Annotated in this window: 21 protein-coding genes; 12 read left to right on the top strand and 9 right to left on the bottom strand. The window is 57.6% G+C overall.

Translation table 11 applies throughout. The features are described from left to right. Nucleotides 1–108 precede the first annotated feature (108 nt). Nucleotides 109–1,956, bottom strand: coding sequence for a dihydroxy-acid dehydratase (gene ilvD, locus ADG881_RS07930; protein ID WP_007150779.1), 1,848 nt, complete (start codon nucleotides 1,954–1,956; stop codon nucleotides 109–111). A gap of 784 nt (nucleotides 1,957–2,740) precedes the next feature. On the opposite strand from ilvD, the gene ADG881_RS17235 reads away from it, so the two are divergent. Continuing rightward, nucleotides 2,741–3,739 carry a DUF2971 domain-containing protein gene (locus tag ADG881_RS17235; protein ID WP_007148866.1) on the top strand — a complete coding sequence of 333 codons (999 nt, stop codon included), beginning with the start codon at nucleotides 2,741–2,743 and terminating at the stop codon, nucleotides 3,737–3,739. Nucleotides 3,740–3,848: 109 nt separating this feature from the next. After that, entirely contained in the window at nucleotides 3,849–4,211 is a 363-nt protein-coding gene (locus tag ADG881_RS07920; protein WP_039926436.1) for a hypothetical protein, read from the top strand. Between the two features lie 112 nt (nucleotides 4,212–4,323). Here ADG881_RS07920 and argA read toward each other — a convergent pair whose 3' ends face one another. From argA to ADG881_RS07905, 3 genes are all read right to left on the bottom strand, one after another. Then, on the bottom strand, nucleotides 4,324–5,652 hold the full coding sequence (gene argA, locus ADG881_RS07915) for an amino-acid N-acetyltransferase (RefSeq protein ID WP_007149885.1): 1,329 nt from the start codon (nucleotides 5,650–5,652) through the stop codon (nucleotides 4,324–4,326). A gap of 146 nt (nucleotides 5,653–5,798) precedes the next feature. Further along, on the bottom strand, nucleotides 5,799–7,067 hold the full coding sequence (locus ADG881_RS07910) for an inorganic phosphate transporter (protein ID WP_007150635.1): 1,269 nt from the start codon (nucleotides 7,065–7,067) through the stop codon (nucleotides 5,799–5,801). 10 nt (nucleotides 7,068–7,077) lie between these two features. After that, a complete protein-coding gene (locus tag ADG881_RS07905; RefSeq protein ID WP_007150518.1) occupies nucleotides 7,078–7,758 on the bottom strand; it encodes a TIGR00153 family protein in 681 nt (226 codons plus the stop codon). 312 nt (nucleotides 7,759–8,070) lie between these two features. Between ADG881_RS07905 and ADG881_RS07900 the strand changes: the two genes are divergently transcribed. The 9 genes from ADG881_RS07900 (at nucleotide 8,071) to ADG881_RS07860 (ending at nucleotide 20,094) form a co-directional block, all read left to right on the top strand. After that, entirely contained in the window at nucleotides 8,071–9,882 is a 1,812-nt protein-coding gene (locus tag ADG881_RS07900; RefSeq protein WP_007149473.1) for a GspE/PulE family protein, read from the top strand. Between the two features lie 111 nt (nucleotides 9,883–9,993). Next, nucleotides 9,994–12,858, top strand: coding sequence for a bifunctional [glutamate--ammonia ligase]-adenylyl-L-tyrosine phosphorylase/[glutamate--ammonia-ligase] adenylyltransferase (glnE, locus tag ADG881_RS07895; protein ID WP_007149467.1), 2,865 nt, complete (start codon nucleotides 9,994–9,996; stop codon nucleotides 12,856–12,858). Between the two features lie 42 nt (nucleotides 12,859–12,900). Next, nucleotides 12,901–13,827 (top strand): branched-chain amino acid transaminase, encoded by a 927-nt coding sequence (locus ADG881_RS07890; RefSeq protein WP_039926435.1) that lies wholly within the window; start codon nucleotides 12,901–12,903, stop codon nucleotides 13,825–13,827. An 8-nt stretch (nucleotides 13,828–13,835) separates the two neighbouring features. Continuing rightward, nucleotides 13,836–14,894: a lipopolysaccharide heptosyltransferase II gene (waaF, locus tag ADG881_RS07885; protein ID WP_007149264.1), complete on the top strand. Its 1,059-nt coding sequence runs from the start codon at nucleotides 13,836–13,838 to the stop codon at nucleotides 14,892–14,894. A 20-nt stretch (nucleotides 14,895–14,914) separates the two neighbouring features. Then, the gene (gene waaC / locus ADG881_RS07880) at nucleotides 14,915–15,940 is read left to right on the top strand and encodes a lipopolysaccharide heptosyltransferase I (protein ID WP_007149321.1); all 1,026 of its coding nucleotides are present in this window, start codon (nucleotides 14,915–14,917) and stop codon (nucleotides 15,938–15,940) included. Further along, the gene (locus ADG881_RS07875) at nucleotides 15,937–17,028 is read left to right on the top strand and encodes a glycosyltransferase family 4 protein (RefSeq protein ID WP_039926433.1); all 1,092 of its coding nucleotides are present in this window, start codon (nucleotides 15,937–15,939) and stop codon (nucleotides 17,026–17,028) included. Before waaC ends, ADG881_RS07875 begins: the two co-directional genes overlap by 4 nt. After that, on the top strand, nucleotides 17,025–17,873 hold the full coding sequence (gene rfaP, locus ADG881_RS07870; RefSeq protein ID WP_039926431.1) for a lipopolysaccharide core heptose(I) kinase RfaP: 849 nt from the start codon (nucleotides 17,025–17,027) through the stop codon (nucleotides 17,871–17,873). The genes ADG881_RS07875 and rfaP overlap by 4 nt, the downstream gene beginning before the upstream one ends. Continuing rightward, nucleotides 17,870–18,766 (top strand): glycosyltransferase family A protein, encoded by an 897-nt coding sequence (locus tag ADG881_RS07865; protein WP_007149928.1) that lies wholly within the window; start codon nucleotides 17,870–17,872, stop codon nucleotides 18,764–18,766. Before rfaP ends, ADG881_RS07865 begins: the two co-directional genes overlap by 4 nt. After that, the gene (locus tag ADG881_RS07860) at nucleotides 18,763–20,094 is read left to right on the top strand and encodes an AarF/UbiB family protein (RefSeq protein ID WP_007149786.1); all 1,332 of its coding nucleotides are present in this window, start codon (nucleotides 18,763–18,765) and stop codon (nucleotides 20,092–20,094) included. Before ADG881_RS07865 ends, ADG881_RS07860 begins: the two co-directional genes overlap by 4 nt. On the opposite strand, the gene ADG881_RS07855 is transcribed toward ADG881_RS07860, so the two are convergent. The 5 genes from ADG881_RS07855 to ADG881_RS07835 are packed head-to-tail and all read right to left on the bottom strand — an operon-like array spanning nucleotide 20,072 to nucleotide 25,106. Then, complete coding sequence (locus tag ADG881_RS07855; RefSeq protein WP_007150360.1) at nucleotides 20,072–20,992, bottom strand: glycosyltransferase; 921 nt, start codon at nucleotides 20,990–20,992, stop codon at nucleotides 20,072–20,074. The two genes, ADG881_RS07860 and ADG881_RS07855, sit on opposite strands and share 23 nt — an antisense overlap. 12 nt (nucleotides 20,993–21,004) lie before the next feature. Next, entirely contained in the window at nucleotides 21,005–21,820 is an 816-nt protein-coding gene (locus tag ADG881_RS07850) for a glycosyltransferase family 25 protein (protein ID WP_007151422.1), read from the bottom strand. 4 nt (nucleotides 21,821–21,824) lie between these two features. Further along, a complete protein-coding gene (locus ADG881_RS07845; RefSeq protein WP_007150802.1) occupies nucleotides 21,825–23,018 on the bottom strand; it encodes a hypothetical protein in 1,194 nt (397 codons plus the stop codon). Then, nucleotides 23,018–23,932, bottom strand: coding sequence for an LpxL/LpxP family Kdo(2)-lipid IV(A) lauroyl/palmitoleoyl acyltransferase (lpxL, locus tag ADG881_RS07840; protein WP_007148415.1), 915 nt, complete (start codon nucleotides 23,930–23,932; stop codon nucleotides 23,018–23,020). Before lpxL ends, ADG881_RS07845 begins: the two co-directional genes overlap by 1 nt. A 7-nt stretch (nucleotides 23,933–23,939) precedes the next feature. Next, nucleotides 23,940–25,106 carry a hypothetical protein gene (locus ADG881_RS07835; RefSeq protein ID WP_007151619.1) on the bottom strand — a complete coding sequence of 389 codons (1,167 nt, stop codon included), beginning with the start codon at nucleotides 25,104–25,106 and terminating at the stop codon, nucleotides 23,940–23,942. Nucleotides 25,107–25,295: 189 nt separating this feature from the next. On the opposite strand from ADG881_RS07835, the gene hldE reads away from it, so the two are divergent. Next, nucleotides 25,296–26,729: a bifunctional D-glycero-beta-D-manno-heptose-7-phosphate kinase/D-glycero-beta-D-manno-heptose 1-phosphate adenylyltransferase HldE gene (gene hldE, locus ADG881_RS07830; protein WP_007150398.1), complete on the top strand. Its 1,434-nt coding sequence runs from the start codon at nucleotides 25,296–25,298 to the stop codon at nucleotides 26,727–26,729. Nucleotides 26,730–26,777 lie beyond the last annotated feature (48 nt).

The raw sequence follows: 26,777 nt of genomic DNA, 5'->3' as shown, positions 1-26,777 counted from the left end.
CTCCTACGGTAAGTTCTGAGTCATCGGGTTGCGATTGCGAGGCACAAAAAAGGCGGCCTCATTTGAATGGGGCCGCCTCTTTATTTGCTTCGCGATTTGCTTCGCGCCTTACTCGCCGATCTGGCTCAGATCACGTACCGCGCCACGGTCGGCGCTGGTGGTGAGGGCTGCGTAGGCTTTCAGGGCGGTGGAGACCCGGCGTGGACGGATTTCCTTGGGTTTGAAGGCCAGCTTGCCACGGTTTTCCATGTGGGTGCGGCGATGTGCCAGCTCTTCATCGCTGATATCCAGACGGATGGTGCGGTTGGGGATATCGATATCGATGGTGTCGCCTTCATTCACCAGGGCAATGGCGCCGCCTTCTGCCGCTTCCGGAGAGGCGTGGCCGATGGACAGGCCGGAGGTGCCGCCGGAGAAACGGCCATCAGTCAGCAATGCGCATTCCTTGCCCAGCCCTTTGGATTTCAGGTAGCTGGTGGGGTAGAGCATTTCCTGCATGCCCGGGCCGCCTTTGGGGCCTTCGTAGCGAATCACCACCACATCGCCGGCAACGATCTGATCACCGAGGATGGCGCGTACCGCAGAGTCCTGGGATTCGAAGACCCGGGCGCGGCCAGTGAACTTGAGGATGGAATCGTCCACCCCGGCGGTTTTCACGATGCAGCCGCGCTCGGCGATGTTGCCGTACAGCACGGCCAGGCCGCCGTCCTTGCTGTAGGCGTTTTCGTAGTTGCGGATGCAGCCGTTTTCGCGGTCGTCGTCCAGGCTGCCCCAACGGGTTTCCTGGCTGAAGGCGGTCTGGGTGGGGATGCCTGCCGGGCCGGCGGTGAACATCTTTTTCACGCCTTCATCCTGGGTGCGAATGATGTCGTAATGTTCCAGGGCCTCGGCCACGGACGCTGAATGCACCATGGGAATATCCCGGTTGAGCAGGCCAGCCCGGTCCAGTTCGCCGAGAATGCCCATGACGCCACCGGCGCGGTGCACATCTTCCATGTGGTATTTCTGGGTGGCCGGGGCCACTTTCGACAGGCACGGCACCTTGCGGCTGAGGCGGTCGATGTCTTCCATGGTGAAATCCACTTCACCTTCCAGCGCCGCTGCCAGCAAGTGCAGTACGGTGTTGGTGGAACCGCCCATGGCGATGTCCAGGCTCATGGCGTTTTCGAACGCTTTCACCGAGGCGATATTGCGTGGCAGCAAAGCGTCTTCGTCCTGCTCGTAATAGCGCCGGGTGATATCCACGATGCGACGACCGGCTTCCAGGAACAGCTCGCGACGGTCGGCATGGGTGGCCAGCAGAGAACCGTTACCGGGCAGGGACAGGCCCAGCGCTTCGGTCAGGCAGTTCATGGAGTTGGCGGTGAACATGCCGGAGCAGGAGCCGCAGGTGGGGCAGGCGGAGCGCTCCACTTCATTCAGGGTTTCTTCGTCCACGCTGTCATCGGCGGCCATGACCATGGCGTCCACCAGATCCAGCTTGCCCTCGGCCAGTTTGGTCTTGCCCGCTTCCATGGGGCCGCCGGACACGAAGATCACCGGAATATTCAGACGCATGGAAGCCATCAGCATGCCGGGGGTGATCTTGTCGCAGTTGGAGATGCAGACAATGGCGTCGGCGCAGTGGGCGTTGACCATGTATTCCACGGAGTCGGCAATGATGTCGCGGCTGGGCAGGGAATAGAGCATGCCGTCGTGGCCCATGGCGATGCCGTCATCCACCGCAATGGTGTTGAATTCCTTGGCGATGCCCCCGGCCTTCTCCACTTCACCGGCCACCAGCTGGCCCATGTCCTTCAGGTGCACGTGCCCGGGTACGAACTGGGTAAAAGAGTTGGCGATGGCAATAATCGGTTTACCGAAGTCCCCGTCCTTCATGCCCGTGGCGCGCCACAGGGCACGGGCGCCGGCCATGTTACGGCCATGGGTGGTGGTACGGGAGCGATACTGCGGCATGGGAACCTCGTAATGGTCAATAGCGGGACATAAGCCCGGCATTGTAACCCAGAGAGGGGCCGGGCTGTAGGGATTCGGTCGGCCTTCGAGCCAAGCTGTAGGAGCGCCAGTTATTCGCTCTGCTCACCCCTTTGGGGCCGCCTTGCCGGCGTTCCTTCGCTTCGCTCGGTGGGGCGCGAAAATGGCGTTTCGAGTTGCGAGAAGCGAGTTTCGAAAGGCAAAACCCTCCGTGGGCTCGTCTTTCCTGTTTTCGTGACTTGAAACTCGTTACTCGCTTCCACGGTTTCTTCGTGGGCGATCTCCAGGGCAGGCGAAAGTGTTTGTGACAGCAAAGGGCGGCAAAGCCGTTGTTCACCCGCGCGCCAGTTGAATATGTAGGATTTGGCTTACATATTTTTGTAAGTTGCTGAGATAGAGTGAGTTTTCGCGTTAAACACGAAGGCCTGAGCGAATCGCATGGGAGAGGCTTCCGGCTTGCGGCCACAACATTAAGCATTCTGGTTTTCCCTTGGAGTCGCCTAGCCTTTATGCGGTGTTTGTGAGGAAGAATGGAAGCGTTAAAGCGGAGAGGAAATATCTGGCGTCTGGACAGTGTTATTGGTCCGGGCAAACGAAGAAGTCAACATATTGAATAATGCGACCAGTCTGGGCTGTGTAACATGCTCAGAAACAAGGTTTTCTTTTTCGATATGCGAAATTTATAACTGTGATATGAAGCCGACACGTTCATTCGATATTCGAGCCGGCTTCCTAATATCTGTTATGTCCTCTGAGGAGTCGGATCTTGTCGTTTGAACAATTCCAAAAGCAATTTGAAGACCTTGGGCCTTTGGTTTCCGAATTCACGAATCTACATGAATACGTTGAGCAGCTAATTATTGACTCATCAGGGAAAAAAATTCCGACATCTCTATTTCATTACACTTCGGCGCAAGGGCTTGATGGTATTGTTCAAAGTCAATCGCTGTGGGCTATTGATTGCAGATTCCTGAATGATTCTCAGGAAATGAAAGATGGTTTGGAGCGAGTAATAAAAAGGTTGTCAGAGACAAATAAACCAGTTTTTTCCACTTTGGGCGCCCTGCTTTCTGATTTTGACGAAGTGTTCCACGACGTCATGTCGCCGCATCTCGTTTCTTTTTGTGATACGGACGACTTGCTCAGTCAGTGGCGAGCATACGGTAGCGAAGCTTGCGGGTACTGCTTAGAGTTTGATGTTTCAGATTCAAGCCTCGCGGCCTGTAAGGGCAATATTGTTGTATACGCAAACCTTCTTCCTGTCATTTACGATAATGACGTTAAAGAAAGAATAATTGAGGAAATTATCAACAAAGTCTCCTCTCTCATAGAAAAGTCGGGGCTCACAGGACAGCTTGAGGATTTGCCGGAAACCACGACAGGAATAATTAAGGGTTTGATTCATAACCTTTTCACTCTACCCATGCTGGCATTCAAGAATTCCGGGTTTTCTGAAGAAAGGGAGTGGAGGGCAGTCTTTTACCCTAACCTGGTCCAAACTAGAGAGTTAAGAAAATTTCGGTCAAATAGCGGGATCTTTATTCCTTACCTGGACAGCATTTTTCTTCAAAGTGACCACGAACGGCTTTTTCAGAGGGCAAGGCTGCCAATATCCTCAGTTCGACTTCCGCCCTCAGCAGGAAATACAGCTTTAAAGGGCTTGGAAATGTACTTAAACAGCCAAGGCTTTGCTACAGGCCCAGGGATGCTAGAAATCAAGAAGTCCGCTATCCCTCTGAGAAATCAGGGAACTATTAATTGGTAAGTGCCGAAAGCAGACATAACAAGCCGCTGTTGTTGGAAAGTTTTTCCACCGCTTTGCGGATCCAAAATTGCCGCAAAGCTCAGCGTTATGCACTAAATAGATTCGAATTATGAGCGTTATTGAAGATACGAAAGAACTTCATCGAAAAGCATGGACTAATTATGACTACTTTACGGACTCTTTAGAACAGGCTGTGTCGATATGTCAGGCTGCATATGAGAACGGTGAAAACTCGCCACTGTTCATAAATAACTATGCAGCGGTTCTACTAGATCTTCACCGAGATGATGAAGCTTTAGGTCTTCTAAAAAATAATGATCCAGTGTTTTCGGAGTATTGTTCAAACTATGCAATAGCAATCGCCAAAGCAGCTTACGACTTGGAGTTAATTCGAAAATGGAATCAAGCAGCAATAAAGAAGCCGAAACAAGATGGTGCAATTGTCGCTTATATGGACTGGCAGGGCTTGTAATGCATAACAAGTCAAAGCATTCGAATTGGGCAATGCTGTCACCTTTTTTGTTCCAAAAAACGCCACCTTCACCAAACCGGTGTTTGAGGCGCTAGAAAACAGGCGAAAACCTTCAAAGCCCCTTCACAAACACCTTCGAATTCCGTTGCCAGTTATACAGCGACTGCCGGGCTCCCGGCAGTGCATCGACTCCCGCCGCTTCAAACCCCTGTTGCTGGAACCAGTGCGCGGTGAGCGTGGTGAGCACGAACAAGCTGTGCAGGCCCTGTTCCCGTGCCCGCCGTTCCAGGTAGGCGAGTACCTGGGCGCCCCGTTCGCCTTTGCGGTAGCTGGAGTGAACGGCGACGCAGGCGAGTTCGCCGGTCTTGTCCTCGGGGAAGGGGTACAGGGCGGCGCAGGCGATGACCATGCCATCGCGTTCGATGATGGCGAAGCGCTGGATTTCGTTTTCCAGTAGCTCTCTTGACCGGCGCACCAGGGTGCCGTCTTCTTCCAATGGTTCGATCAATTCGAGAATGCCGCCCACGTCTTCAATGCGCGCGCCACGGATGGTTTCGTAGTTTTCCCTCGTCACCAGGGTGCCACAGCCGTCGCGGGTGAACAGTTCCTTGATCAGTGCGCCGTCCACCTGGGCGTCGAGCAGGTGGGCCCGGGCCACGCCATTGCTGGCGGCGTGGCAGGCGGCGGTGAGCTGCCGGTCCACGCCGTTATCTTCGTACTGATCGCCGGCCAGTAGTTTGCCGGCTTGCTGGGGGCTGAGTTCGCGCACCAGGTTGCCTTGCGTATCGGCCAGGCGCAGGTGCTCGCCCATGATGATGAGCTTGTCGGCGCCCAGGGCGATGGCGGCAGTGGAGGCTACTTCTTCCGCGTTGACGTTGAACAGTTCGCCGGTGGGCGAGCCGCCAACCGGCGAGAGGAGCACCACGTTGCCGTTGCCCAGTTGCTGGCGAATGGCATCCACGTCGATGCGCCGCACTTCACCAGTGTGTTGGTAATCGAAGCCACCGCGCACGCCTACCGGTTTGGCCACTACGAAGTTGCCGCTGACCAGACGGATGCTGGCGTTATGCATGGGCGAGTTGGCCAGCCCCATGGAGAACAGGCCTTCCAGCTTCAGGCGCAATGCGCCGACTGCCGCCATGACGCTATCCAGCGCGGCACTGTCGGTGATGCGCATGTGCTGCTCAAAGGTGGACTCAATATCGGATTCTGCCAGCCGGGCCGATATTTGTGGCCTGGCGCCATGCACGAGCACCAGTTTGATTCCCAGGCTATTCAGCAGTGCCAGATCGTGAATCAGGGTAGGCAGGCGCGGGCCGTCCAGCAGCTCCCCGGACAGCATGACCACAAAGGTTCGGCCCCGGTGCGCATTGATATACGGGGACGAATTGCGGAACCAGTGAACCTGGCTGTCGGTGTTCGGGGTTGTGCTAGTGGACACGGGCGTCTCGGCTCTAAGTGACTGACAGGCCAGTATAGCCAGCGAATTACGCCTGAGGCCAGATGCCGGACGCTCGACGCCAAATAAAAACGCCGCCCGAAGGGGCGGCGTGAGCGTCTTGCTTCAGGCGTCGAGCGTCAGGCGTTTCATGCCCCAAACAGTCCCTTGAAGAAGTAGAAGAACAGGATCGATAGCAAGGCGCCGGCGGGCAGAGTGACGACCCAGGAGGTGAAGATGGTGCTTACCACTCGCAAATTGAGAGAGCCAATGCCCCGGGCCATGCCTACGCCCAGTACCGCCCCGACCAGGGTGTGGGTGGTGGAGATGGGCAGGCCGGTGCCGGAAGCCAGAATCACGGTGCCGGCAGCGCCGAGCTCGGCGGCAAAGCCCCGGCTGGGGGTAAGCTCGGTGATGTTTTTGCCCACCGTGGCCATGACCCGGGCGCCGAGAATGGCCAGCCCGAAGACGATGCCCATGGCGCCGACCAGCAGGATCCAGCCGGGCATGGCGGCTTCCCCGCCGATCATGCCTTCGTTGACGATGACGCTGTTGATGGCAGCCAGCGGGCCTACCGCGTTGGCCACATCATTGGAGCCGTGGGCAAACGCCATGGCGCAGGCGGTAAAAATCATCAGTACCGCAAAGATGCGCTCCACGGAGTGAAAGCGGAAATTCTTGTCGGCTTCCGGGTCCGGTTGAATGCGGCTGAGGAAGGCGGCGCCGATCAGGGCGACGATCAGCCCGCCAACGGCAGACCAGCCCAGGCTGGCGGCATAGCTGATGTCCAGGCCGATATGCTTGAGGCCTTTCAGCAAGGTGACGGCGCTAATCGCGAAGCCCACCAGGAACATATAGAACGGCACGACTCGTTTGGCGCGTTCAAAGGGGTCGTCTTGGCTCAGTACCAGTTTTTGCACGCTTTTGATTAACGCGAAGGAGATGAAACCGGCCAATAGTGGAGAGGTGACCCAGCTGGCGACGATGTTGCCCACCTTGCTCCAGTTAACCGCATCCATGCCCACGCCCACGGCGGCAAAGCCGACAATGGCGCCGACGATGGAATGGGTGGTGGAAACCGGCCAGCCAAACCAGGAGGCCACAATCAGCCAGATGCCGGCGGCCAGTAGCGCGGACATCATCCCGTAGACCAGATAGTGGGGGAATTCTGAAAAGACGCCGGCATCCACGATCCCCTTGCGGACCGTGGCGGTCACTTCGCCACCGGCCAGGTAGGCACCAAAGAATTCAAAGACAATGGCGATCATTACCGCCTGTTTCACGGTCAGGGCGCCGGAACCCACCGAGGTGCCCATGGCGTTGGCCACATCGTTGGCACCTACGCCCCAGGCCATCAGGAAACCGAAGGCCCCAGCCAGCAGCAGCATCAGGTAGCTATGCTCTAACATCCACTCCATAAGAACTCTCCTAGCGTGCGACCAACATCTGCAGGCGGCCGCCCACTTTCTGGGCGCGATCAGCCAGATCGCCTACCCATTCGATGATCTTGTAGAGAAAAATGACATCCACCGGGGGCAGTTCGCTTTCCAGCTTGAACAGGGTGGAACGGATGGTGATTTGCTGCTCGTCGTTGTTGCGCTCCAGCCGGTCCAGCTCTTCGATGAGCTCTTCCACGATCTGGACTTCACGGCCACTGAAGCCGGTTTCGATGAGCTCATCCAGTTCGTTGATGGCTTTCTGGGCCTGGGCGGAGGTGTCGATGGCACCTTGCACATAACTCAGCATGACATCAGCCAGTACCGCTGGAATCGTCATCTGCCGGCCCAGCATCAGCCCGGAGATGTCCTTGGCCTTGTTGGCCACCTTGTCCTGCACGCTGATCAGGTCGAGAAGGTCGGTGCGGGGCATGGGCAGGAACAGGCTTTTGGGCAGGTTCAGCCGGAACTCTTTTTTCAGCTCGTCGGCCTGGTTTTCCAGCTCCGCGATGCGCTTGCGTGCTGCGCGGGCCTTGTCCCAGTCGTTATCGGTCACGGCGGCGAAGAAGTCCGCCAGCGTGCGGGCACAGTCGTGAACGGTGTCGTAGTGTTGTTGCAGGGGTTTGATTGGCGAGCGGCCGAACAGGCCGGCAATGGAGCTTCCAAAGGACATAGGCGCCTCGGGTCCAAGTTTTAGGGTTGGAAACAGCTTCCCATCATGCCGCTATTCGCTGCTGGCGGGTAGCGGCGGCGGGCCGGTGACAACGATGTCACAGTTCCGTCATGAATTGGGTCGCGAGTATAGAGAAAGCGGACGGGGCTGTCAGGGGTTCAGTGTTAGGGTTACAGTAAAGAGGCTGATAGGCCGCCTTGGTCTACGCCAGAATAATGAGATGACTCCGGTTCACCGGGGCTGTATGCATGTTCCTGCGTTGTGGTGCGGGCACTGGCCGCGTGCTGTGAAGAATTTGGGAGAGTAGAGAGAGTGACGAAAGTAAGCGTTAACGCCCCCGCTGATCCCGCCAAGCTGGACGGGCTGCTGATTGATGTGCGCTGGTTGATGCGCGAATTGCTGGATGAGGGGCGCGTCAGCCAGGAAGATTTCAACGTCATCTCTACCACGCCGCGCGAGAAGAAAGAGCTGAACTGGCACGCCATCCAGGTGCTGGCCAAATACCGCCTCACGGACCGGACCGATACCCATCAGTTGCTGGATGTGGATTTTCTGACCCAGTGGCTGTCGGCCAAGAGTGGTTTGCCGGTGTACAACATTGATCCGCTCAAGGTGCATGTGGATCAGGTCACCAATGTGATGAGCTACGCTTTCGCCGAGCGCCACGGCATCGTGGCGGTGGAAGTGCACCGTGACAAGGTGGTGGTGGCCTGCGATCAACCGTTCGTACGTGACTGGCAGCCGCATTTGCAGCAGGTGTTGCGCGATCGTGAGCTGGAAGTAGTGTTGGTCAATCCGGAGCAGATGCGCCGTTACCGGATCGAGTTCTATAACCTGAGCCGCTCCATCGCCGGTGCGGCCGGTAATACCGGGCAGGAAATGTCGGGGATTACCAACTTCGAGCAATTGCTGGAAGTGGGCAAGGGGCATCACGACGCTGACGATCAGCATATCGTCAATATTGTGGACTGGATTCTGCAGTACGCGTTCTCCCAGCGAGCCAGTGATATCCATCTGGAGCCACGCCGGGAAACCGGCAAGATGCGTTTTCGCATCGATGGGGTGCTGCACGATGTGTACGAGTTGCCCGCTGCCATCATGGCGGCGGTGACCAGCCGTTTGAAAATCCTTAGCCGCCTGAACGTGGCGGAAAAGCGCAAGCCCCAGGATGGGCGACTGAAGACCAAGTCGCCGGAAGGGGATGAGATTGAACTGCGTATCTCCACGCTGCCCACCGCGTTTGGGGAAAAGATGGTGATGCGGGTGTTCGATCCGGACGTGCTGGTGCGCAGCTTCGAGCAGCTGGGCTTTACCAAAGAGGATCACGAAACCTGGAACAAGATGACCAGCCACCCCCATGGCATCATCTTCGTGACGGGCCCTACTGGTTCGGGGAAAACCACCACGCTGTATTCCACCCTCAAGCAGCTGGCCACCAGCGAGGTGAATGTCTGCACTATTGAGGACCCCATCGAAATGGTGGAGCCCAGCTTCAATCAGATGCAGATTCAGGCCAATATCGATGTGGATTTTGCCCAGGGGGTAAAGGCCATGCTGCGTCAGGATCCGGATATCATCATGATCGGTGAGATTCGCGACCTGCAAACCGCCGATATGGCCATTCAGGCGGCGCTTACCGGCCACCTGGTGCTGTCCACCTTGCACACCAATGATGCGCCGTCCTCGGTGACCCGTCTGATTGACCTGGGCGTGCCGCCCTACATGATCAGTGCCACCGTGCTGGGGGTGATGGCGCAGCGGCTGGTGCGGACCCTGTGCCCGAACTGCAAGGCGCCCAGTGAAACGGACCCACAAGCCTGGGACGAGCTGGTGCGCCCCTTCAAGATGAAAATGCCGGAGACCCTCTATCAGCCGGTGGGCTGCCTGGAATGCCGGGGGACCGGCTACCGGGGCCGTATGGGGGTGTATGAAACCATGCCGCTGCGCACCACTCTGAAGAATCACATCACCCGTGGTGCAGACCTGGAAACCCTCACCCGGGCGTCGCTGAAATCGGGGATGAAGCCCTTGCGTATCAGCGGTGCCATGAAAGTGGCGAAAGGCTTGACCACTATTGAAGAGGTGATGCGGGTGACTCCATCCCAGGATATCCTGATGGGGTGAGCGGAAGCCTGGCGTTTAAATCCGGAAACCGGAATCCTTGTCAGGCGTCAGGCGTCAGGCGTCAGGCGTTGTGCTTGTAGCTTTCCCTTCGCCGTACGACAATAGCCGCCCATGAATGAACCCCAATATCACTCCCTGCCGGATGAACTGTCGGTGCTGGTCAGCCAGCACTGGATGCACTTTGTTGAATCCGGCCACCGTATCCCCGACGCTCTGTTGGCCGACTTGCCCCGTGTATGGGCGGGCTCTGACTACGTGGCGGCCCAGTTTCAGCGCGATCCGGGGCTGGGGGAGTGGCTGCTGGCCAGTGACCTGAGCCAGGCGCTGGCGGCGTCGTCCCTGAAAGAGGAAATCCGCACTTTGCTGGCGCAATGCGACAGCGAGGACGACCTCAAGCGGGCCCTGCGCCGCCTGCGCCATCGTCATATGGTGCGCATTGTCTGGCGGGATCTGGCCCGGATTGGTGATTACCACAGTGCCGTGGCGGACCTGTCGTTGCTGGCGGACACCCTCATCGACGAGGCGCTGTCGGTGCTGTACGGCTGGGCCTGTGAGCGCAGTGGTGCACCGCTGGACCCGGACGGTAACCCGGTCAGGCTGGTGGTGCTGGCCATGGGCAAGCTGGGTGCCCACGAGCTGAATCTGTCTTCCGATATCGACCTGATTTTTGCCTACGAGCATGAGGGTGAAATCGAAGGCGAGCGCCGTGCGTTGACCCACCATCAGTTCTTTGTGCGCTTGGGCCAGCAACTGATCAAGGCGCTGGACCAGACCACCGCTGACGGTTTTGTCTTCCGCGTGGACATGCGCCTGCGCCCCTGGGGCAAGAGTGGTGTGCTGGCCATCGGCTTTGATGCCATGGAGGGTTACTACGAGACCCAGGGCCGTGAATGGGAGCGTTATGCGCTGATCAAGATGCGCCCCATGGCCGGCGATCTGCAGGCCGGTGATCGCCTGATCAAGCGCTTGAACCCCTTCGTTTATCGCCGTTATATCGACTACGGCGCCTTCCAGTCCCTGCGGGAAATGAAGTCCCTGATCGAGCGGGAAGTGAACCGCAAGGGCATGCAGGCGGATGTGAAGCTGGGCGCCGGTGGCATTCGTGAAGTGGAATTTATTGTGCAGGCGTTTCAGCTGATCCGTGGTGGCCAGCTGCCGGCCCTGCGTGAACCGAACCTGATCAAGGTGTTGCCGCAACTGGTGGAGCTGGAACTGCTGCCCGAGGATGTGGCCGACGAACTCACCGAAGCCTACCTGTTCCTGCGGGATGTGGAGCACCGCCTGCAGGCGGTGGCAGATAAACAGACCCAGCGCCTGCCGGATGACGAGCTGGGCTGGCAGCGGCTTACCTTTGCCATGGGCTTTTCTGCCCGGGCCGCCTTTGAGCGCAAGCTGCGCCGTTATCGGGAAAGTGTGCGCCATCATTTCAGTCAGGTGATCGCTGACCCGGAGCAGGAAACCGATGCCGCCCAGGGGGCGGACCAGGAGCTGCTGGACTTGTGGCTGGGCGAGCTGGAAGACGATGCTGCCGTGGCTCAGCTCGGTGCCATTGGGGTGCAGGATGCAGAGGCTGTGTATGCCCGGCTGGATGTGTTCCGCAACAGCCGGGCGGTGGAAAATATGCAGACCATCAGTCGTGAGCGACTGGACCGGTTGATGCCGCTGATGCTCGAGGCCCTGGGGTACCAGGGGCATGGCGAAACCACCGCCACGCGTTTGATCGCCTTCGTGGAAGCGGTGCTGCGCCGCAGTGCTTACATCGCGCTGCTGGTGGAAAACCCCAGTGCATTGACCCAGCTGGTGAAGTTGTCTGGCGCCAGCCCCTGGATCGCCGAGCGACTCACCCGCCACCCGGTATTGCTCGACGAACTTCTCGACGTGCGCACCCTTTACTCGCCGCCGGAGCGGGCAGAGCTGGATGACGAGTTGCGTCAGCAGCTGTTGCGGGTTGCGGAGGACGATCTGGAACAGCAGATGGAGGTGCTGCGTAACTTCAAGCAGGCTCACCTGCTGCGGGTGGCCGCGTCGGAAGTGACTGAAGTGCTGCCCTTGATGAAGGTGAGTGATTACCTGACCTGGCTGGCCGAGAGCATTCTTAATCAGGTGGTGATGCTGGCCTGGGAGCCCATGGTGGAACGCCACGGGCGTCCATCGCGGGATGACGGCCAGCCTTGCAGCCCGGATTTTGTGGTGGTGGGCTACGGCAAGCTGGGGGGCATCGAGCTGGGTCACAACTCAGACCTGGATCTGGTGTTCCTGCATGATGCAGCCAGTGGCGGCATGACCGACGGGGACAAGTCTGTTTCCAACGAGCAGTTTTATGCCCGCCTGGGGCAGCGCATCGTGCATATCATCGGCACGCGTACCATGAGCGGCCAGCTCTATGAGGTGGACACGCGTTTGCGTCCGTCCGGTAGCGCCGGCCTGTTGGTGAGCTCCATGGATGCGTTCGAAAAATACCAGCGCAACGATGCCTGGACCTGGGAGCATCAGGCGCTGGTCCGCGCCCGGGTCGTGGCTGGCTGCAGCCGTGCCCGTAATCGCTTTAACGATATTCGCCATCAGGTGCTGTGCGATTCACGTCCGCAGGAGAAACTCCGCGAGGATGTGCTGGCCATGCGCACCAAGATGGTGGATCACCTGGCCGACAAAAGCCCGGACACTTTTCACCTCAAGCAGGATCCGGGAGGTATCGTTGATATCGAATTTATGGTGCAATACGGGGTTCTGAGATGGGCCTCCTCCCACGGTGAACTCACCCGCTTCACCGATAATGTGCGCTTGCTGGAAACACTGGCCGCATTGGACATTATGTCGGCTCAGGATGCCGGCCTGCTGCGGGAAGCCTACCTGGCTTACCGGTCCGCGGCTCATCGCGCCTCGTTGCGCAAAGAGAAATCCATTGTCGACGACACCCAATTCCGCGATTTGCGTGAAGGCGTGCGAACGATCTGGAAGCATTGGTTCGACCTGTAGGGCGTTCGCTCAAAGGTCCTTAGTTCTGGGAGTATCACTGCCATGTCGATGGCTGTAAGAGACGGTTTTATCTGGTTGGATGGCGAGTTGGTTCCCTGGCAGGAGGCCAAGGTCCACGTACTGACGCACACTCTGCATTATGGCATGGGCGTGTTCGAAGGCGTGCGGGCCTACGAAACGGATCGCGGGCCGGCAGTGTTTCGCCTGCAGGATCACACCGACCGGTTTTTCAACAGTGCGCATATCCTCAACATGAAGCTGCCCTATACCAAGGAGCAGATCAACGAGGCGCATCTGTCGGCGATTCGCGAAAATAATCTGCCCCACGCCTACCTGCGCCCGATGGCGTTTTACGGCAGTGAAGGCATGGGCCTGCGTGCCCACAACCTGAAAGTGCACGTGATGGTGGCTGCCTGGGAATGGCCATCCTACATGTCGCCGGAGGCGCTGGAGCTGGGCATCAAGGTGCGTACCTCAAGCTACACGCGTCACCACGTGAACATCACCATGTGCAAGGCAAAAGCCAACGGCAACTACATGAACTCCATGTTGGCGCTGAACGAAGCGCTATCCGGTGGCGCCGATGAAGCCTTGCTGCTGGATAACGAGGGTTATGTGGCGGAAGGCTCCGGTGAGAATGTGTTCCTGGTTCGCGACGGTATCATTTACACCCCGGAACTGACCTCTTGCCTGGATGGCATTACCCGCAAAACCATCATGCAACTGGCAGAAGAGCGTGGTTATCCGGTGCGCGAGAAGCGTATCACCCGTGACGAGCTCTACATTGCCGACGAAGCTTTCTTCACCGGCACCGCCGCTGAAGTGATGCCGATTCGCGAACTGGATGGCCGCATTATCGGTGCCGGCAAGCGTGGCCCGGTCACCGAGCAATTGCAGGCGGTGTATTTCGATCTGGTGCGCGGCAAACTGGATGACGACTACGGAGACTGGCTCACTTACGTGAGCTAAACAGGCGGATGCCGGCTACCTTGACCGACTCGCCCTCCGCCATCCTTGTCGTCGGCCCGTCCTGGGTCGGCGACATGGTGATGGCGCAAACGCTGTTTTCCGAACTGCGTCATCAATACCCCGATTGTGCTATCGATGTGCTGGCGCCGACCTGGTGCCGGCCGCTGCTGTCACGCATGCCTGAAGTGCATGAGGCCTTGGCGTTGCCGTTTGATCATGGCGATTTGCGTCTTGGTGAGCGGCACGCACTGGGAAAATCCCTGCGTGGCCACTATCAGCAAAGTTATGTGCTGCCCAATTCGCTCAAATCTGCGCTGGTGCCGTTTTCGGCGAAGGTCCCGGTGCGCACCGGCTGGCGCGGCGAAATGCGCTATGGGCTGCTCAACGATGTGCGCAAACTGGATAAGGAACGCTATCCCTTGATGGTGCAGCGTTTTGTGGCGCTGGCGTTGCCGGAAGGGGCACCGGTTCCGGGGCTGGACGAGATTACCGCTCCACACTTGCAGGTCAGTGACGATTCGCGCAATGGGGCCATGGCGGCGCATAATCTGAACCTGGACCGCCCGGTGCTGGGGCTGTGTCCCGGGGCTGAATTCGGGCCGGCCAAGCGCTGGCCAGAGCATCACTATGCGGCAGTGGCCCAGCACTGGATCGAGCGTGGCGGGCAGGTATGGATCTTTGGTTCCGGGAAAGACCAGCCCGTGGCCGATGTGATCGTCGGAGCGTTGGCGAACGGCGCCGATGAGCATGCGGTAGTGCTGGCGGGGAATACGTCCCTGGAGCAGGCCGTGGACCTGCTCTCGGCCACCATGGCGGTGGTCAGCAATGATTCTGGCCTGATGCATATTGCGGCCGCCCTGAAGCGGCCACTGGTGGCCGTCTACGGCTCAACGTCCCCCGGCTTTACGCCGCCCCTGGGCGACCGGGTGGCAGTGGTACGATTGGGGCTGGAGTGCAGCCCCTGTTTCGAGCGTGAATGCCCGCTGGGCCACCTGAACTGCTTGCGCCAGCTGCCACCCTCGCAGGTTATTGAGGCTCTGGAGCAACTGGAAACAGCGGATGCCTGAACGAATCGACGGGTCCTGACATGCGCGTGCTTCTGATCAAGACCTCCTCCATGGGGGATGTGATCCACACCCTGCCGGCGCTCACCGATGCCCGGGCTGCCATTCCTGATCTGCAGGTGGACTGGGTAGTGGAAGACAGTTTTGCCGACCTGGCCCGCCGCCACCCTGCCGTTCACACTGTCTTTCCCTGTGCCCTGCGGCGCTGGCGTAAGCATCCCATCAAGGCGCGCCGCTCCGGGGAGTGGGCGGCTTTCAAGTCCGCCGTGCAGGCAACCTCCTATGATGCGGTGATTGATGCCCAGGGCTTGCTGAAAAGCGCGTTTATTACGCGCCTTTCCCGTGGTCCCAAATTCGGCCTGGATAAGTACTCTGCGCGGGAAGGGTTGTCGGCCAGAGTGCTGGATCATCCGCTCCCCGTGGCCCGTGGTCAGCACGCCATCAAGCGGGTTCGCCAATTGTTTTCCCAGGCTCTGGGTTACACCCTTCCCGATGCTGCGCCAGACTATGGCCTACCCCGTGAGCATGTGCCAACGCCCTTGAGTGAGCCGGCAGAACTGGTGTTCTGTCATGGCACTACCTGGTCCACCAAACATTATCCGGAAGTCTTCTGGCGTCAGCTTCTCGAGCTGGCCTGCAGTGATGGCCACCGTGTCCATCTGCCCTGGGGTAATGACGAAGAAAAGGCTCGCGCCGAGCGGTTGGCCGCGGGGCTGGAGCGCGTTTGTGTGTTGCCAAAAATGGGGCTGGATGCGCTTACCGACAAACTGTTGAGCTGGGATGCCTTCGTCGCCGTGGATACCGGGTTGGCGCATCTGGCGGCGGCGGCTGGATTGCCGGGGGTGGCTCTGTATGGTCCTACGGACCCGATGTTGACCGGGGTGCAAGGCCTGCGTGCTTCGTCGCTGGCGGCGGATTTTCCCTGCGCGCCCTGCGTGCAGGAGAAGTGCACTTACCGTGGAGAACTGGGTAAAGGGATCGAGCCGCCTTGCTTTAGTAGCCTCAAGCCAAGGCACGTCTGGCAACAACTGTTGCGGGTGGCTTCATGAAGATGGCGTTTGTGCTATTCGAGTACTTCCCTTTTGGGGGGCTGCAGAGGGATATGCTTGCCATTGCCCGTTCTGCCGTGGCGCGAGGGCATGACGTCACCATCTTTACCCGCCGTTGGGAGGGTGACAGACCGGCCGGAATTCCTGTGCAACTTGTGTCGGTAAACGCGGGCAGTAATCATCAGCGCGATGCCTTGTTCGCAAATAAAATGACCGCGCTATGGAAAGAATTTGATCTGCGGGTTGGGTTTAACAAGATGCCTGGGCTGGATTGGTACTATGCGGCAGACGGGTGCCTGGCGGAACGTTACTCGCCACCGCTTGCCTGGCTCCCCCGTTACCGCAGCAAACTGAATATGGAACGAGCGGTGTTCGTGGCTTCCGCTGCCACCCGCATCCTGTCCATTTCGCATCCGCAGAAAGCCTTGTTTCAGCAACATTATGGCACTGCAGCGCAACGGTTTGTGGATCTTCCGCCCGGCATTCGCCGCGACCGTGTATTGCCGGATGATTTTACCCTGGCACGTGCTCAGCACCGGCAGGGGCAAGGGCTGAATGATGATGACACCATGCTTCTGTTCGTTGGCTCAGGGTTTCGTACCAAGGGGCTGGACCGGGCTATTCAGATGCTCGCGGCCTTGCCTGAAGCGCAATTGTTTGTGGTGGGCCATGACCGGTCTGATCGGTTTGTGGCGCAAGCTCGTCGACTCGGAGTGACGGCGCGGCTGCATTTCATGGGAGGGCAGGACAACGTTCCCCAGTGGCTGTGGTCCGCCGATCTGTTGCTGCATCTGGCCTATGCGGAGAACACAGGGACGGTGCTTCTGGAAGCGGCTATTGCCGGCTTGCCGGTGCTGACGACCCGGGCATGCGGTTATGCACCTTACATTGAAAACGCGATGATGGGGCGGGTAATGGAGAATGACGCGTTACTCTCAGAAATGGTAGCTGCGGCTCGCTCACTGGTAGAGGCAGATCGGGACGGCTGGCGGGAAAGAGGAAGAGCGTTCGCTGCTTCTGCCGATATCTATGATTTGGTCGAACATGCTGTGTCAGCACTGGAATCTTGTCATGGGGAAGGGCTGTGAGACAGTTTTTGCGCGAGGACCTGGCGCTAGCCTGGGCGGGCAGGGATCCATTTGAGCAGGCAATTCGTCAGCAAGGAGAGGTATTTCGTGAGCGGGAGGGGCGGCGTACCTTGCGTTTTTTCCATGACGGGGCGGGTTATTTTCTGAAATACCACGGTGGCATTGGCTGGCGCGAAATCAGCAAAAATATCAGCCAGGGAAAACTGCCGGTAGTGGGGGCCATGCAGGAAGTGCGTGCTATCAACGCGGTGCGGGCGGCGGGCCTGGATACCATGACGGTGGCCGGTTATGGCTGGCGTGGGCGAAACCCGGCCCGGCAGGAGTCGTTTTTGGTGACCGACGAGCTGGTCAACACCTTGAGCCTGGAAGAGGTTGGTGAGGCCTGGCTAAAGACGGGCAACGTGCCTGCGGTGTTCAAGCAGCAATTGATTCGCCGTGTGGCTGAAATTGCCAGAAGAATGCACAGGGCAGGGATTAATCACCGTGATTTCTATTTGGCGCATTTTTTGATGCCGGTTGTCGCCGTACAGCAGCGGGATGCTACCGCCCCCTTGTTCCTGATTGATTTGCACCGTTCACAGGTGCGCCATTCTGTGCCACGTCGTTGGCGGGTAAAAGACTTGGGAGGGCTGTATTTTTCTTCGGCTCGTTTTGGTCTGACACGACGGGATATGCTGCGTTTTGTGCGCGAATACAGTGGTCTGCCATTGCGTGAAGCGTTTGAGCAGGACCCGTCCCTGTGGCGGGCGTGCAAGCGCGAGGGGGAAAAGGTCTACCGGCGTTATTATGAAGTGGAGCCCCGGTTTCCTCTGCAGTTCAACGAGCATCCCGGGAAAGACATATGAATAGCGGGTTTTCGGTCGTTATTCCTGCTTATAACTATGGCCACTGCGTCGAACGTGCCGTACTTTCCGCATTGAATCAGTCTGGTGCTGATTTTGAGGTGCTGGTGGTCAATGATGGCTCAACGGATGACACCGATGCAGTGATGCGTCGCTTGCAGGCCAGGCATTCATCGACATTGCGCTATATAAATCAGGAGAATCAGGGTGTGTCCGCTGCTCGTAACTTGGGGGTGAGAGAGACTCGGTACCCGTGGTTGCTGTTTCTGGATGCCGATGATGAGCTGTGCCCGGATGCCTTGAGAGCCCTGCAAACATGCGCCAATGACAATGTTGATGCTCGCTTGCTTGTCGGTGGTCATTATTCCTGCGTGGATGGCGGCTGTTCAGAATCTCGCCCTGAACCGGTGTCCCGCGATTGCAGAAAGAACCTGTCCGCCTATCTTGATAAGCGGTTAAGTCTGTCCAATGGTGCCTGTGCCATGCATCGGCAGGTTTTCAATGATATTCATTATGATCCCGACCTTCGCCATACAGAGGATTTGCCGGTTTTCGCCAAGGTGCTGGCAAATTTCCCTGCGGTAGCGACTCCAGCGCTGCTGGCGCGAATCCATAAACACCCGGATAGTCGTCGGCATGATGTTAATGCTGCCCTGGTGGTCGGTATGGCCCTGGAGGAGGCAATCTTTGATGATCCTGTCATGCCTTCGTGGGCGCAGACGCTGCGCAAACCTTATCGTGTGCGGCGGCTGCTTTCGTTGTTGAAAATATGCTACCAGGCACGGCGGTTCTCTGAAGTGCGCCAGCTCTATGGCCAGTTGATGCGTGTGGCTCCCGGTGTGGCTATCCAGCCCCGCTATGTTCGTCGTTTTATCATGAGCCTGGTTAAAAGATGATGCTTTCCGACTTGCAGCAGTGGGGCCTGGATGAGGCGAAGCCATTCCTTCTCGAGTTGGAGGAAGGGGTTCTTGCCGCTGACAGGGTGTTGCGACATTTGCCGGGCAAGCGCTTGGTGATTGATGGTACATGGAGGGGGCAGCCGGTCGTAGCCAAACTGTTCTTCGGCGACAAGAAGGGGGCTGGGCAGCATGAATATACCTTGCTGAAGACCCTGTCGAAGGAGGGGGTTCGGGTGCCGCATGCCCAGGCATTGCTTGAACAGGGCGCTCATGCTGTTCTTTTGATGGATCGGGTTGCAGGTCGGAGCTTGGGGGGGCAACTGGAAAACGCCTTTGACCCCGCCTTGTTTCAGCGTTTTCTGGAAACTCTGTGGCAGCTTTATCATGCCGGTTGGTTGCAGAGTGATCTGCATCTGGGGAACTTCCTTGTGCAGGATAGTGGAGACATTGTTTGCCTTGATGCCGGTGCGATGAAGCCCGCTCCTGGGCCGGGAAAGTATGGCGTGCTTGCCGATAATCTGGCCTTGATGTGTGCCCAGGCGCCCCTGGCAATGCAGCATACACTGATTACCCAATGTCTGGCGTTTATGGCGCGGCAGGGGGTTAAGATGCCCCGGTTTGAAGCCCGTTGTCGCAAGTCGCTACAGCGCCGGATGGTTAAGGCTCACCGCAAGTGGCAAAGAAACTGTACCGCGATTCGGGTGGAACCAGAGCCTGAGGTCACCTACTTTAGCGACAGGGGAGGAAGGTGTTCCGAGCTCTGGAAATCCTATTGCCGACAGCCTGATGCCTTGTCGCTGCTGAAAGCCGGGAGCCGCGTTTCGGTGTATGCCAATAATGACTGGGTGGTGAAGCATTATCATGCAACAGGTATCAAGGCGCGCACCAGACAGAAGCTGGGTTTGTCCCGGGCTTCAATCAGTTGGCGGCAAGGGTGGTTGTGGGCTTTATTGGGCATTCCCACTCCGCGACCGGTGATGCTGGCGGAGTTTTCCCGGGGCGCAAAGGCAGGAAGCAGTGTGATTGTCTTTCCTCGACTTGCGGGGCGCCCCCTCAGTGAACTTATGGAGAAAGAACGCCCCCGAGCTGAATGCCTTGCCGGTAGTGTTCGCCAGTGGCTGGCTCATTTTCAGTGGGCAGGTATCAGTCATGGTGACATGAAGGCCCAGAATATATTGGCAAGCGAGACCGGGGTGGTTAGCTTTATTGATCTTGATGGAGCGGCGCATTCTTTTGTTCCTGGCATTATTAATGCGAGGAATAGAAAGGATCGAGAACGTTTCGAGAAGAATTGGCGCCAGTTTAGCTCTTCAAGGCTTCACTGATTGTTAATCCCATATTCCAGTGCGAGAATTTCCGGGAAAAATTGATGGACTCGTCCCTCAGTTTGTTTTCCCGTTCCGGGTTGGACCTTATCTCGGTAATTTTCTGTTTTGCCTCTTCCAGGTTGTTGTAGAGGATGCAATTTTCCATGTCTTTCAGCCCCAGGGAAGCTTCTTCGTTGTTGCCTTGCCTGTAGGCAACGAGGATGCAGCCACAAGCCATGGCTTCAAAGTTCTTTGCCATGTATTCGTTTAGACCTATATCTGCGCTGAAGAAGAAGCGTATGCGGTTGAGCGTACGCCTGTATTCCTCGGGAGTGCTTGTGCGCATAATCTCGCATTCAAGCTCGCTCTGAGCGTCCCTCAAGATCTCTGCCCGGTTCTTGTAGGCGTCATTGTTTACGCGGCCTATGAAGCCAACGTCAATGTCTCTTTTTGTATTGAGCAGCCCGGTGTTGTGGCTTGAGTATCCTTTTGGAATAAAAAACGCAGGGATGCCTTCTTTTTTGAGGTTGTCTGCCGTTGCGCTTCCGGTAACCAGGACTTTCTCAGGGGCAATGTGCTGATAGAAGTTGCTGAATTTTCCCCGCCATTTGGAGGCAGGCATAGTTTCCTGGCAGGCATCTTCCTCGTAGACGTAGAGTCGCTTGATTTTTTTTAACGCTCGGCGTTTTTTATGTATCCGTTTGAATGGCAGGTCGACAAGTACCTGGTGGTAACGCTTCGCGCCGAGCTTGGCTAGTGTCCAGGGGAGAAAGCGAATTTGCCGTTTTGTTAGATAAACGATGTCTGCATCTATCTGCGTTTTGATGGCATCAAAAGCTTCGGTGATGGCGATGCTGCGTTGCTCAATGCTAAGAATAAGAAGGCGGTTATGGTGTTCGGGCGCGGTCTTTTTCATAAGGGGCAAGGGTTAAAGCCCTTTTGATGGAGGGAGTAGAGCCCTTCTGAGGTTGCGGAGATATAGCTCGATTTTTCTGAAAAGAGAGGCCTTGTTCTTGTCGGGGTTCTTTGTTCGTTTGCTGGCTTCCTGCCGTGCTTCTTCAATGGTTGACTGATCTGCCAAATGAGACATTGATACGCAGCGGGGAAAGACGGCAAAAAGGTCAATGTCCTTGTCGATGTAGCCGCCAGTCGCATAGTCGTCTGCAGTGAGGTAAAAAGTGGATGCTTGATCTGCCAATTTCCTGGCACCTTCCGGGCTGACCAGGTAGCTGGCCAGACAGTGGACACGGCGATTGGCGAACTTGACCAGACTGTACCTGCTGTTAATGGCGGACCGCTTCCAGAAAGACGGTATGCATTTGTGATAATTAAGCATTACCAGGTCATGATGTGCTGCCTGATTGCACAACCTTTCAATGATCTCCACGGATTCAGAGTCCAGGAGAGCGTCGCTTTCAAGGATCAGGGTAGGCCGGTTTTTCCTGGATGCCTGAATCCAGGCTTCTCTATGACTGACAAAGCAGCCTATCTCCGGAGCGGTCAGCTCTCTTTGTATGGTTTTTACTGACATCTCTTTCCGGTAGCCGAGCTTTATCTTGCACGTTGTCGTCTCATCGTAATTGAGTCCATCAATAAACCGGAAGCGCAGGCCGATGGCTGACAGGTTGTTCTCTATGGTGTTGCGGCGCTCTATCTCATGTTTCATGGCGATGACAGTCACATCAAAAGCCTGCTGACGGGCCGGGCTGTCAATGCTGGATAGAGCCGGGTTTGGGGCTGCCATTTTATTATCGCTCTGTGTCTGGCTGAGAAGTGGGGCTATTGTTGGCTGGTGGAACTCTCAAGGCTAGCATCAATAGAGGAAGCCAAGTGTATAGCCAAAAGCTATTTGGTGCTCTGACAGGATATATGCCTTCAAAGAATTGAGTAACCAGGCCAAAGAGAAGTATATAGAGCCAGACATTGCTTGGGGATGATCCGGCCTGTTGCTGTCGGACAGATGCTGCAACCAGCCCGATAAAAACAGCAAGCGAGAATAGTCCGCCTCGCAACCACAGCGCAAAGAAAAGGCTGTGGGCCTCCAGTTTCAAGCCCAGGGTCTTGGAGAAAACGGAGACGCTACCATCAAGCCCGGCCCCCCAAAGCCAGTGGAAGTCAGGGTTGGCGCTGAGAAATGCGTCCCATACGGTCGGCCTGCGACTTAACAGCTGGTCCGCGTCCAGGTAGCCCAATGCCATCAGAGTGCAGATAAGCGTAGCCCCCAGAGCACACATCGTCAGATAGATCAGTGCGAGCTTGAATTTTCCTTGGTAAAAGACAATGGCAAAGGGAAGTGTAACCGCCAAACCGAGAAAGGCAGCGCGGCTATAGGCCAGGTAAATTGCTATGCACAATGGAATTGCGAGTATCAGTAACGCTTTGTTGGGATGCTGTTGCCAGAGCGATAACAGGCAAATTAGCCCCACAGACAATGCCAGGCCGGTTTCATTGGGGTTTTCCCCCAGATTGCCGATGCCAATATTTCCGCCAGGGGTGATGCCTGCTTTCGCCAGTGCAATGAAGAAGCAGGCAAGCGCCACGGTGCTGGATATGAAAAGCAGACAGGGTAGACGAGCCATCAGGGATGGATAGTGGAGATAACCATGACGGATGGCGATAGCAAAGCTCAGTACAAAAATGACATGTTTGAGGTTCTTGCGCAGCGTGTCGAGAATGTCACCACTAACCCACATTGACGGCAAATATAGCAGCAATACAGCAGCAAAAACCCATAGCAGGGCGTTGTTCGGTCGGAGAAAATAATCCCGGAACCGCCAGAAGGAAAAATAGAGTGCGGGCAGAATCATGCCAATATAAAGGGTCAGATACTGCCCTTTACTGGTTGGGGAAAGATAAAAACCTGTCACGTAAAGGAACAGGCCGGTGATTAGCCAGATTGAGAAAACGCGCTCGCTGCGAGACTGTGACGAAGACAAGCCCATCAGTAAGGCCTCGGCTGGCCAGCGGGCTGATGCTTAAACCGCTTGTGCACCCATAGATACTGCTCCGGGCACTTGCGTACATAGCCTTCAATGGTGCTATTGATGCGAGCGGTGTCTTGCTCATCGTCACCGCAAGGAAAGTCTTCCAGCGCCGGGCCGAATTCGATCTCGTAGCGGCCGCCAGGTAAGCGATAGTGCGCGCAGGGGATGACCGCTGCCTTGCCCATGCGGGCGATGCGGCTGGTGGCGGTAATGGTGGCGGCGGGAACGCCGAAGAAGGGCACATAGACCGCATGGGCAGTGCCATAGTCCTGATCCGGGGCGTACCAGACAACTCTTCCGTTTCTCAGCAGGCGCACGATTTGGCGGATGTCCATGCGATCGACGATCCCTTCCACGTATTTTTGGCGGCCTTTGTTAATCAGGCGGTCAATCACCGGGTTGTCGTTGGGGCGGTAGACTGCATTAATATCCAGGGCGTAGCTCAGTAGGCGCGAGCCCACATCCACACTGTTAAAGTGCATGCCCAGCAATAACACCCCTTGCCCCGCCGCTTGAGCACTCCTGATGTGCTCGATGCCTGTGATGGTCAGTCGTTCGCCCAGCTTGATACGGTGGTTGCTGAAGCTGCCGGCCATTTCCAGAATGGCTTCACCGGTGCTGATCATGCAGCGGCGGGCCAATGCTTCCTGCTCTTGGGGGGGTAATTCAGGAAAACAAAGCCGGATGTTGGTTTGCACAACATGACGGCGTTTTTTTGCCAGATGCCAGGCGAGATGGCCAAGGCCTCGTCCTGCGGCGAGCAGCAGATTCCAGGGCAGCTGCCCGATCAGCCAGAAAACGCCTGCCCCCAGCCAGCTAGGGTAGAGACGAGGGTCGGAGAGCCGTGAAGGCCGGTTGGTGCGTTTTCCCATGAGGCTCTCAGCGGCTATTCGGACGGATGGCGGGGCGCTCACTGAGGCGGGCCAGCAAGAGCGCTAACGGCAGCCACAGGCTGAGCCAGCTGGCCTGGAACGGCACCAGTAAATAGGCGCCGGCCGCGTAAGTCATGCACAGGCCGGGCACCACAGCAATGGTGTAGGCCGCATTGTCATGCCAGTTGATCTGGCGCTGCAGCAGCGCGGTAAACGGGCTCACCCAGCTGGCGACAAACAGCACCAGGCCGATCAGCCCCAGGCCGTGGATCAGCAGCAAAAAGATATTGCGCGGATGGGCAAGCGTCAGCAAATGGCTGTCGTTCCGCCCCAGCACGCCATTCAGCGTTTCGTGGTTCAGCCCATTGCCGATCAGTGGATGAGCAAAATAATTACTCACCGTCACGCTGTGGCTGCCCTGCAGCATCAGGTAGAAGGCGGCGGCCAGCGGGATCAGGCTGAGCCAACGGCGAGAGCCCCGGCTGATCAGCCAGGCGACAGCAAACAGGAGGCTCATCAATCCCAGCGGCAAAGACGTCAGGCATAAAAAGCCGAAGCCGACACCCGCGCCGACCAGGCGGCGACCGCCTTTGCCGGATGCGCCTTCTTCCATGCCCTGTGCCAGCAAGATAAAGGTCGGCGCCACCATGGCCATCAGCGCCAGGGAGGGATCAAGGGAGGGCATGCGGAAAATCAGGTTGGCAGGCTCGCTGAAGAGAGGGCTGCTGAACGGTTGGGTGGTGTAATAGCTGACCATCACCACCGTGGCCACAACCATGGCGCACAGGGCACCGTTGGCCATGGCTTGCTTGAAGGTGTTACGGAAATAGAGGTGCAACCAGCGGAACAGGCCCACCATGACCACGATTTGCACCACGCCGCGCACCGTCCGCGAGGAGTTGGGTTCCTCCGCCCAGGCCAGGCTGAGCAGGGCCCAGGCGAGCAACAGGTATAGGGGAACCAGAAAGGGCGAGGTCATCAGCCGGTGGTCGCCACTGACCACCGCGCGGGTAAGCAGGGTCAGCCCGGGCAGAAAGAACAGCACATCAAGCACGTTGAGCAGGCCGATGCGGGAGTTGAACAGGAATACGCCGCTGAACATCACCGCAAATGACAATGTCAGCCACCAGCGTAACCAGCGACCTTGCATGATGTTGGGGGGCAGTGGCGGCATAGGGTGTCCTGTTGCTCCGAAATTGGCCAAGAGTTGCTGAATGATACCCTGACAGCGTGGCGATGCGTAATTGTTGTGCCCGGTCAGCAGGTAGCGGCGTGCCGCGAAGTGTACTGTCAGAACCTGTTTGCCTCCACCGCTATGCTACAATTGCGGGCAATTCGGCTCTGTTGTCTTTTGGAGACATTGATGCAAAACCCGCAAATTCCCTCTTTTGCCCAGGCCCGCGTTCTGGTGGCTGGCGATGTCATGCTTGATCGTTACTGGCACGGCCCAACCGGCCGTATTTCGCCGGAAGCGCCGGTGCCGGTGGTGCGCGTTACCGAGCTGGAAGACCGCCCCGGTGGTGCCGCCAACGTGGCATTGAACATGGCCGCCCTCGGTGCCCGTGCAGAGCTGGTTGGGGTGACGGGCCGCGATGAAGCTGCCTCGATTCTGGAAGAGCGGCTGGCGGCGGCGGAAGTGGGCTGCCATTTCCAGAAAGTGGACGGGTTGCCCACGATTACCAAATTGCGGGTGATTAGTCGTCAGCAGCAACTGCTGCGGCTGGATTTTGAAGAAGCGTTCCACAGCCAGGACCCGGCGCCTTTTGCCGAGCAGGTTAAGCAGCAGCTGTCTCACTGTGGTGCGCTGGTGTTGTCGGATTATGCCAAAGGCGCCCTGCGTGACTGTCCCGGTCTGATTGCGCTGGCCCGCGAAGCGGGTGTGCCGGTGTTGGTGGATCCCAAGGGTACCGACTTTGAGCCCTATCGCGGGGCGACCCTGCTGACGCCGAACCTGAGTGAGTTTGAAGCGGTGGTGGGGGCAGTAAAGGATGAGCAGGACCTGATTGAAAAGGGGCAGCAGCTGATCCGTGATCTGGATCTGCAAGCCATGCTGGTCACGCGCAGCGAGAAGGGCATGACCCTGCTCCGCGACGGGCTGCCGGAGCTGCACCTGCCTGCCCGGGCCCGGGAAGTATTTGATGTGACCGGCGCCGGCGATACGGTGATTTCCGTGCTGGCGGTGTCGTTGGCGGCCGGTGCTGCCATGGAAGATGCGGTGGCGCTGGCCAATATTGCCGCCGGTATCGTGGTCGGCAAACTGGGCACCGCTGTGGTGTCTGCGCCGGAACTGCGCCGTGCGGTGCACCAGGAAGGAGGCTTGGGCCGTGGTGTGATGACCGAAGCACAGTTGCTGATCGCCATCGAGGATGCCCGTGCCCAGGGTGAGAAAATTGTCTTCACCAATGGCTGCTTCGACATCATTCATGCCGGCCACGTGGGCTATCTGGATACGGCTCGTCGGCAAGGGGATCGCCTGGTGCTGGCGGTCAACGGTGATGAATCGATTCGCCGCTTGAAAGGGCCGGGCCGACCGATTAATCCGCTTGAGCGTCGCATGGCGGTGCTGGCCGCGTTGGAAGCGGTGGACTGGGTGGTGGCGTTCGATACGGATACACCGGAGCCGCTGCTGGACTCCATCAAGCCGGATGTGCTGGTGAAAGGCGGTGATTACAGCGTGGATCAGGTGGTGGGCCACGAGTTTGTGAAAGGCTACGGCGGCGAGGTGAAGGTGCTCGATTTTATCGATGACATTTCTACCACCAAGATCGTTGAACGAATCCGAAAAGACAATGAATAATTAATAATGAATAGTTAATAACGTCGCGAAATCAGTGCTGTGCCGCGT

This window comes from Alcanivorax sp. DG881 (genome assembly GCF_000155615.1).
Lineage (GTDB): Bacteria > Pseudomonadota > Gammaproteobacteria > Pseudomonadales > Alcanivoracaceae > Alcanivorax.
The sequence above is the reverse complement of the archived record's forward strand: the minus strand, read 5'-3'. Positions and strand labels throughout refer to the sequence as shown.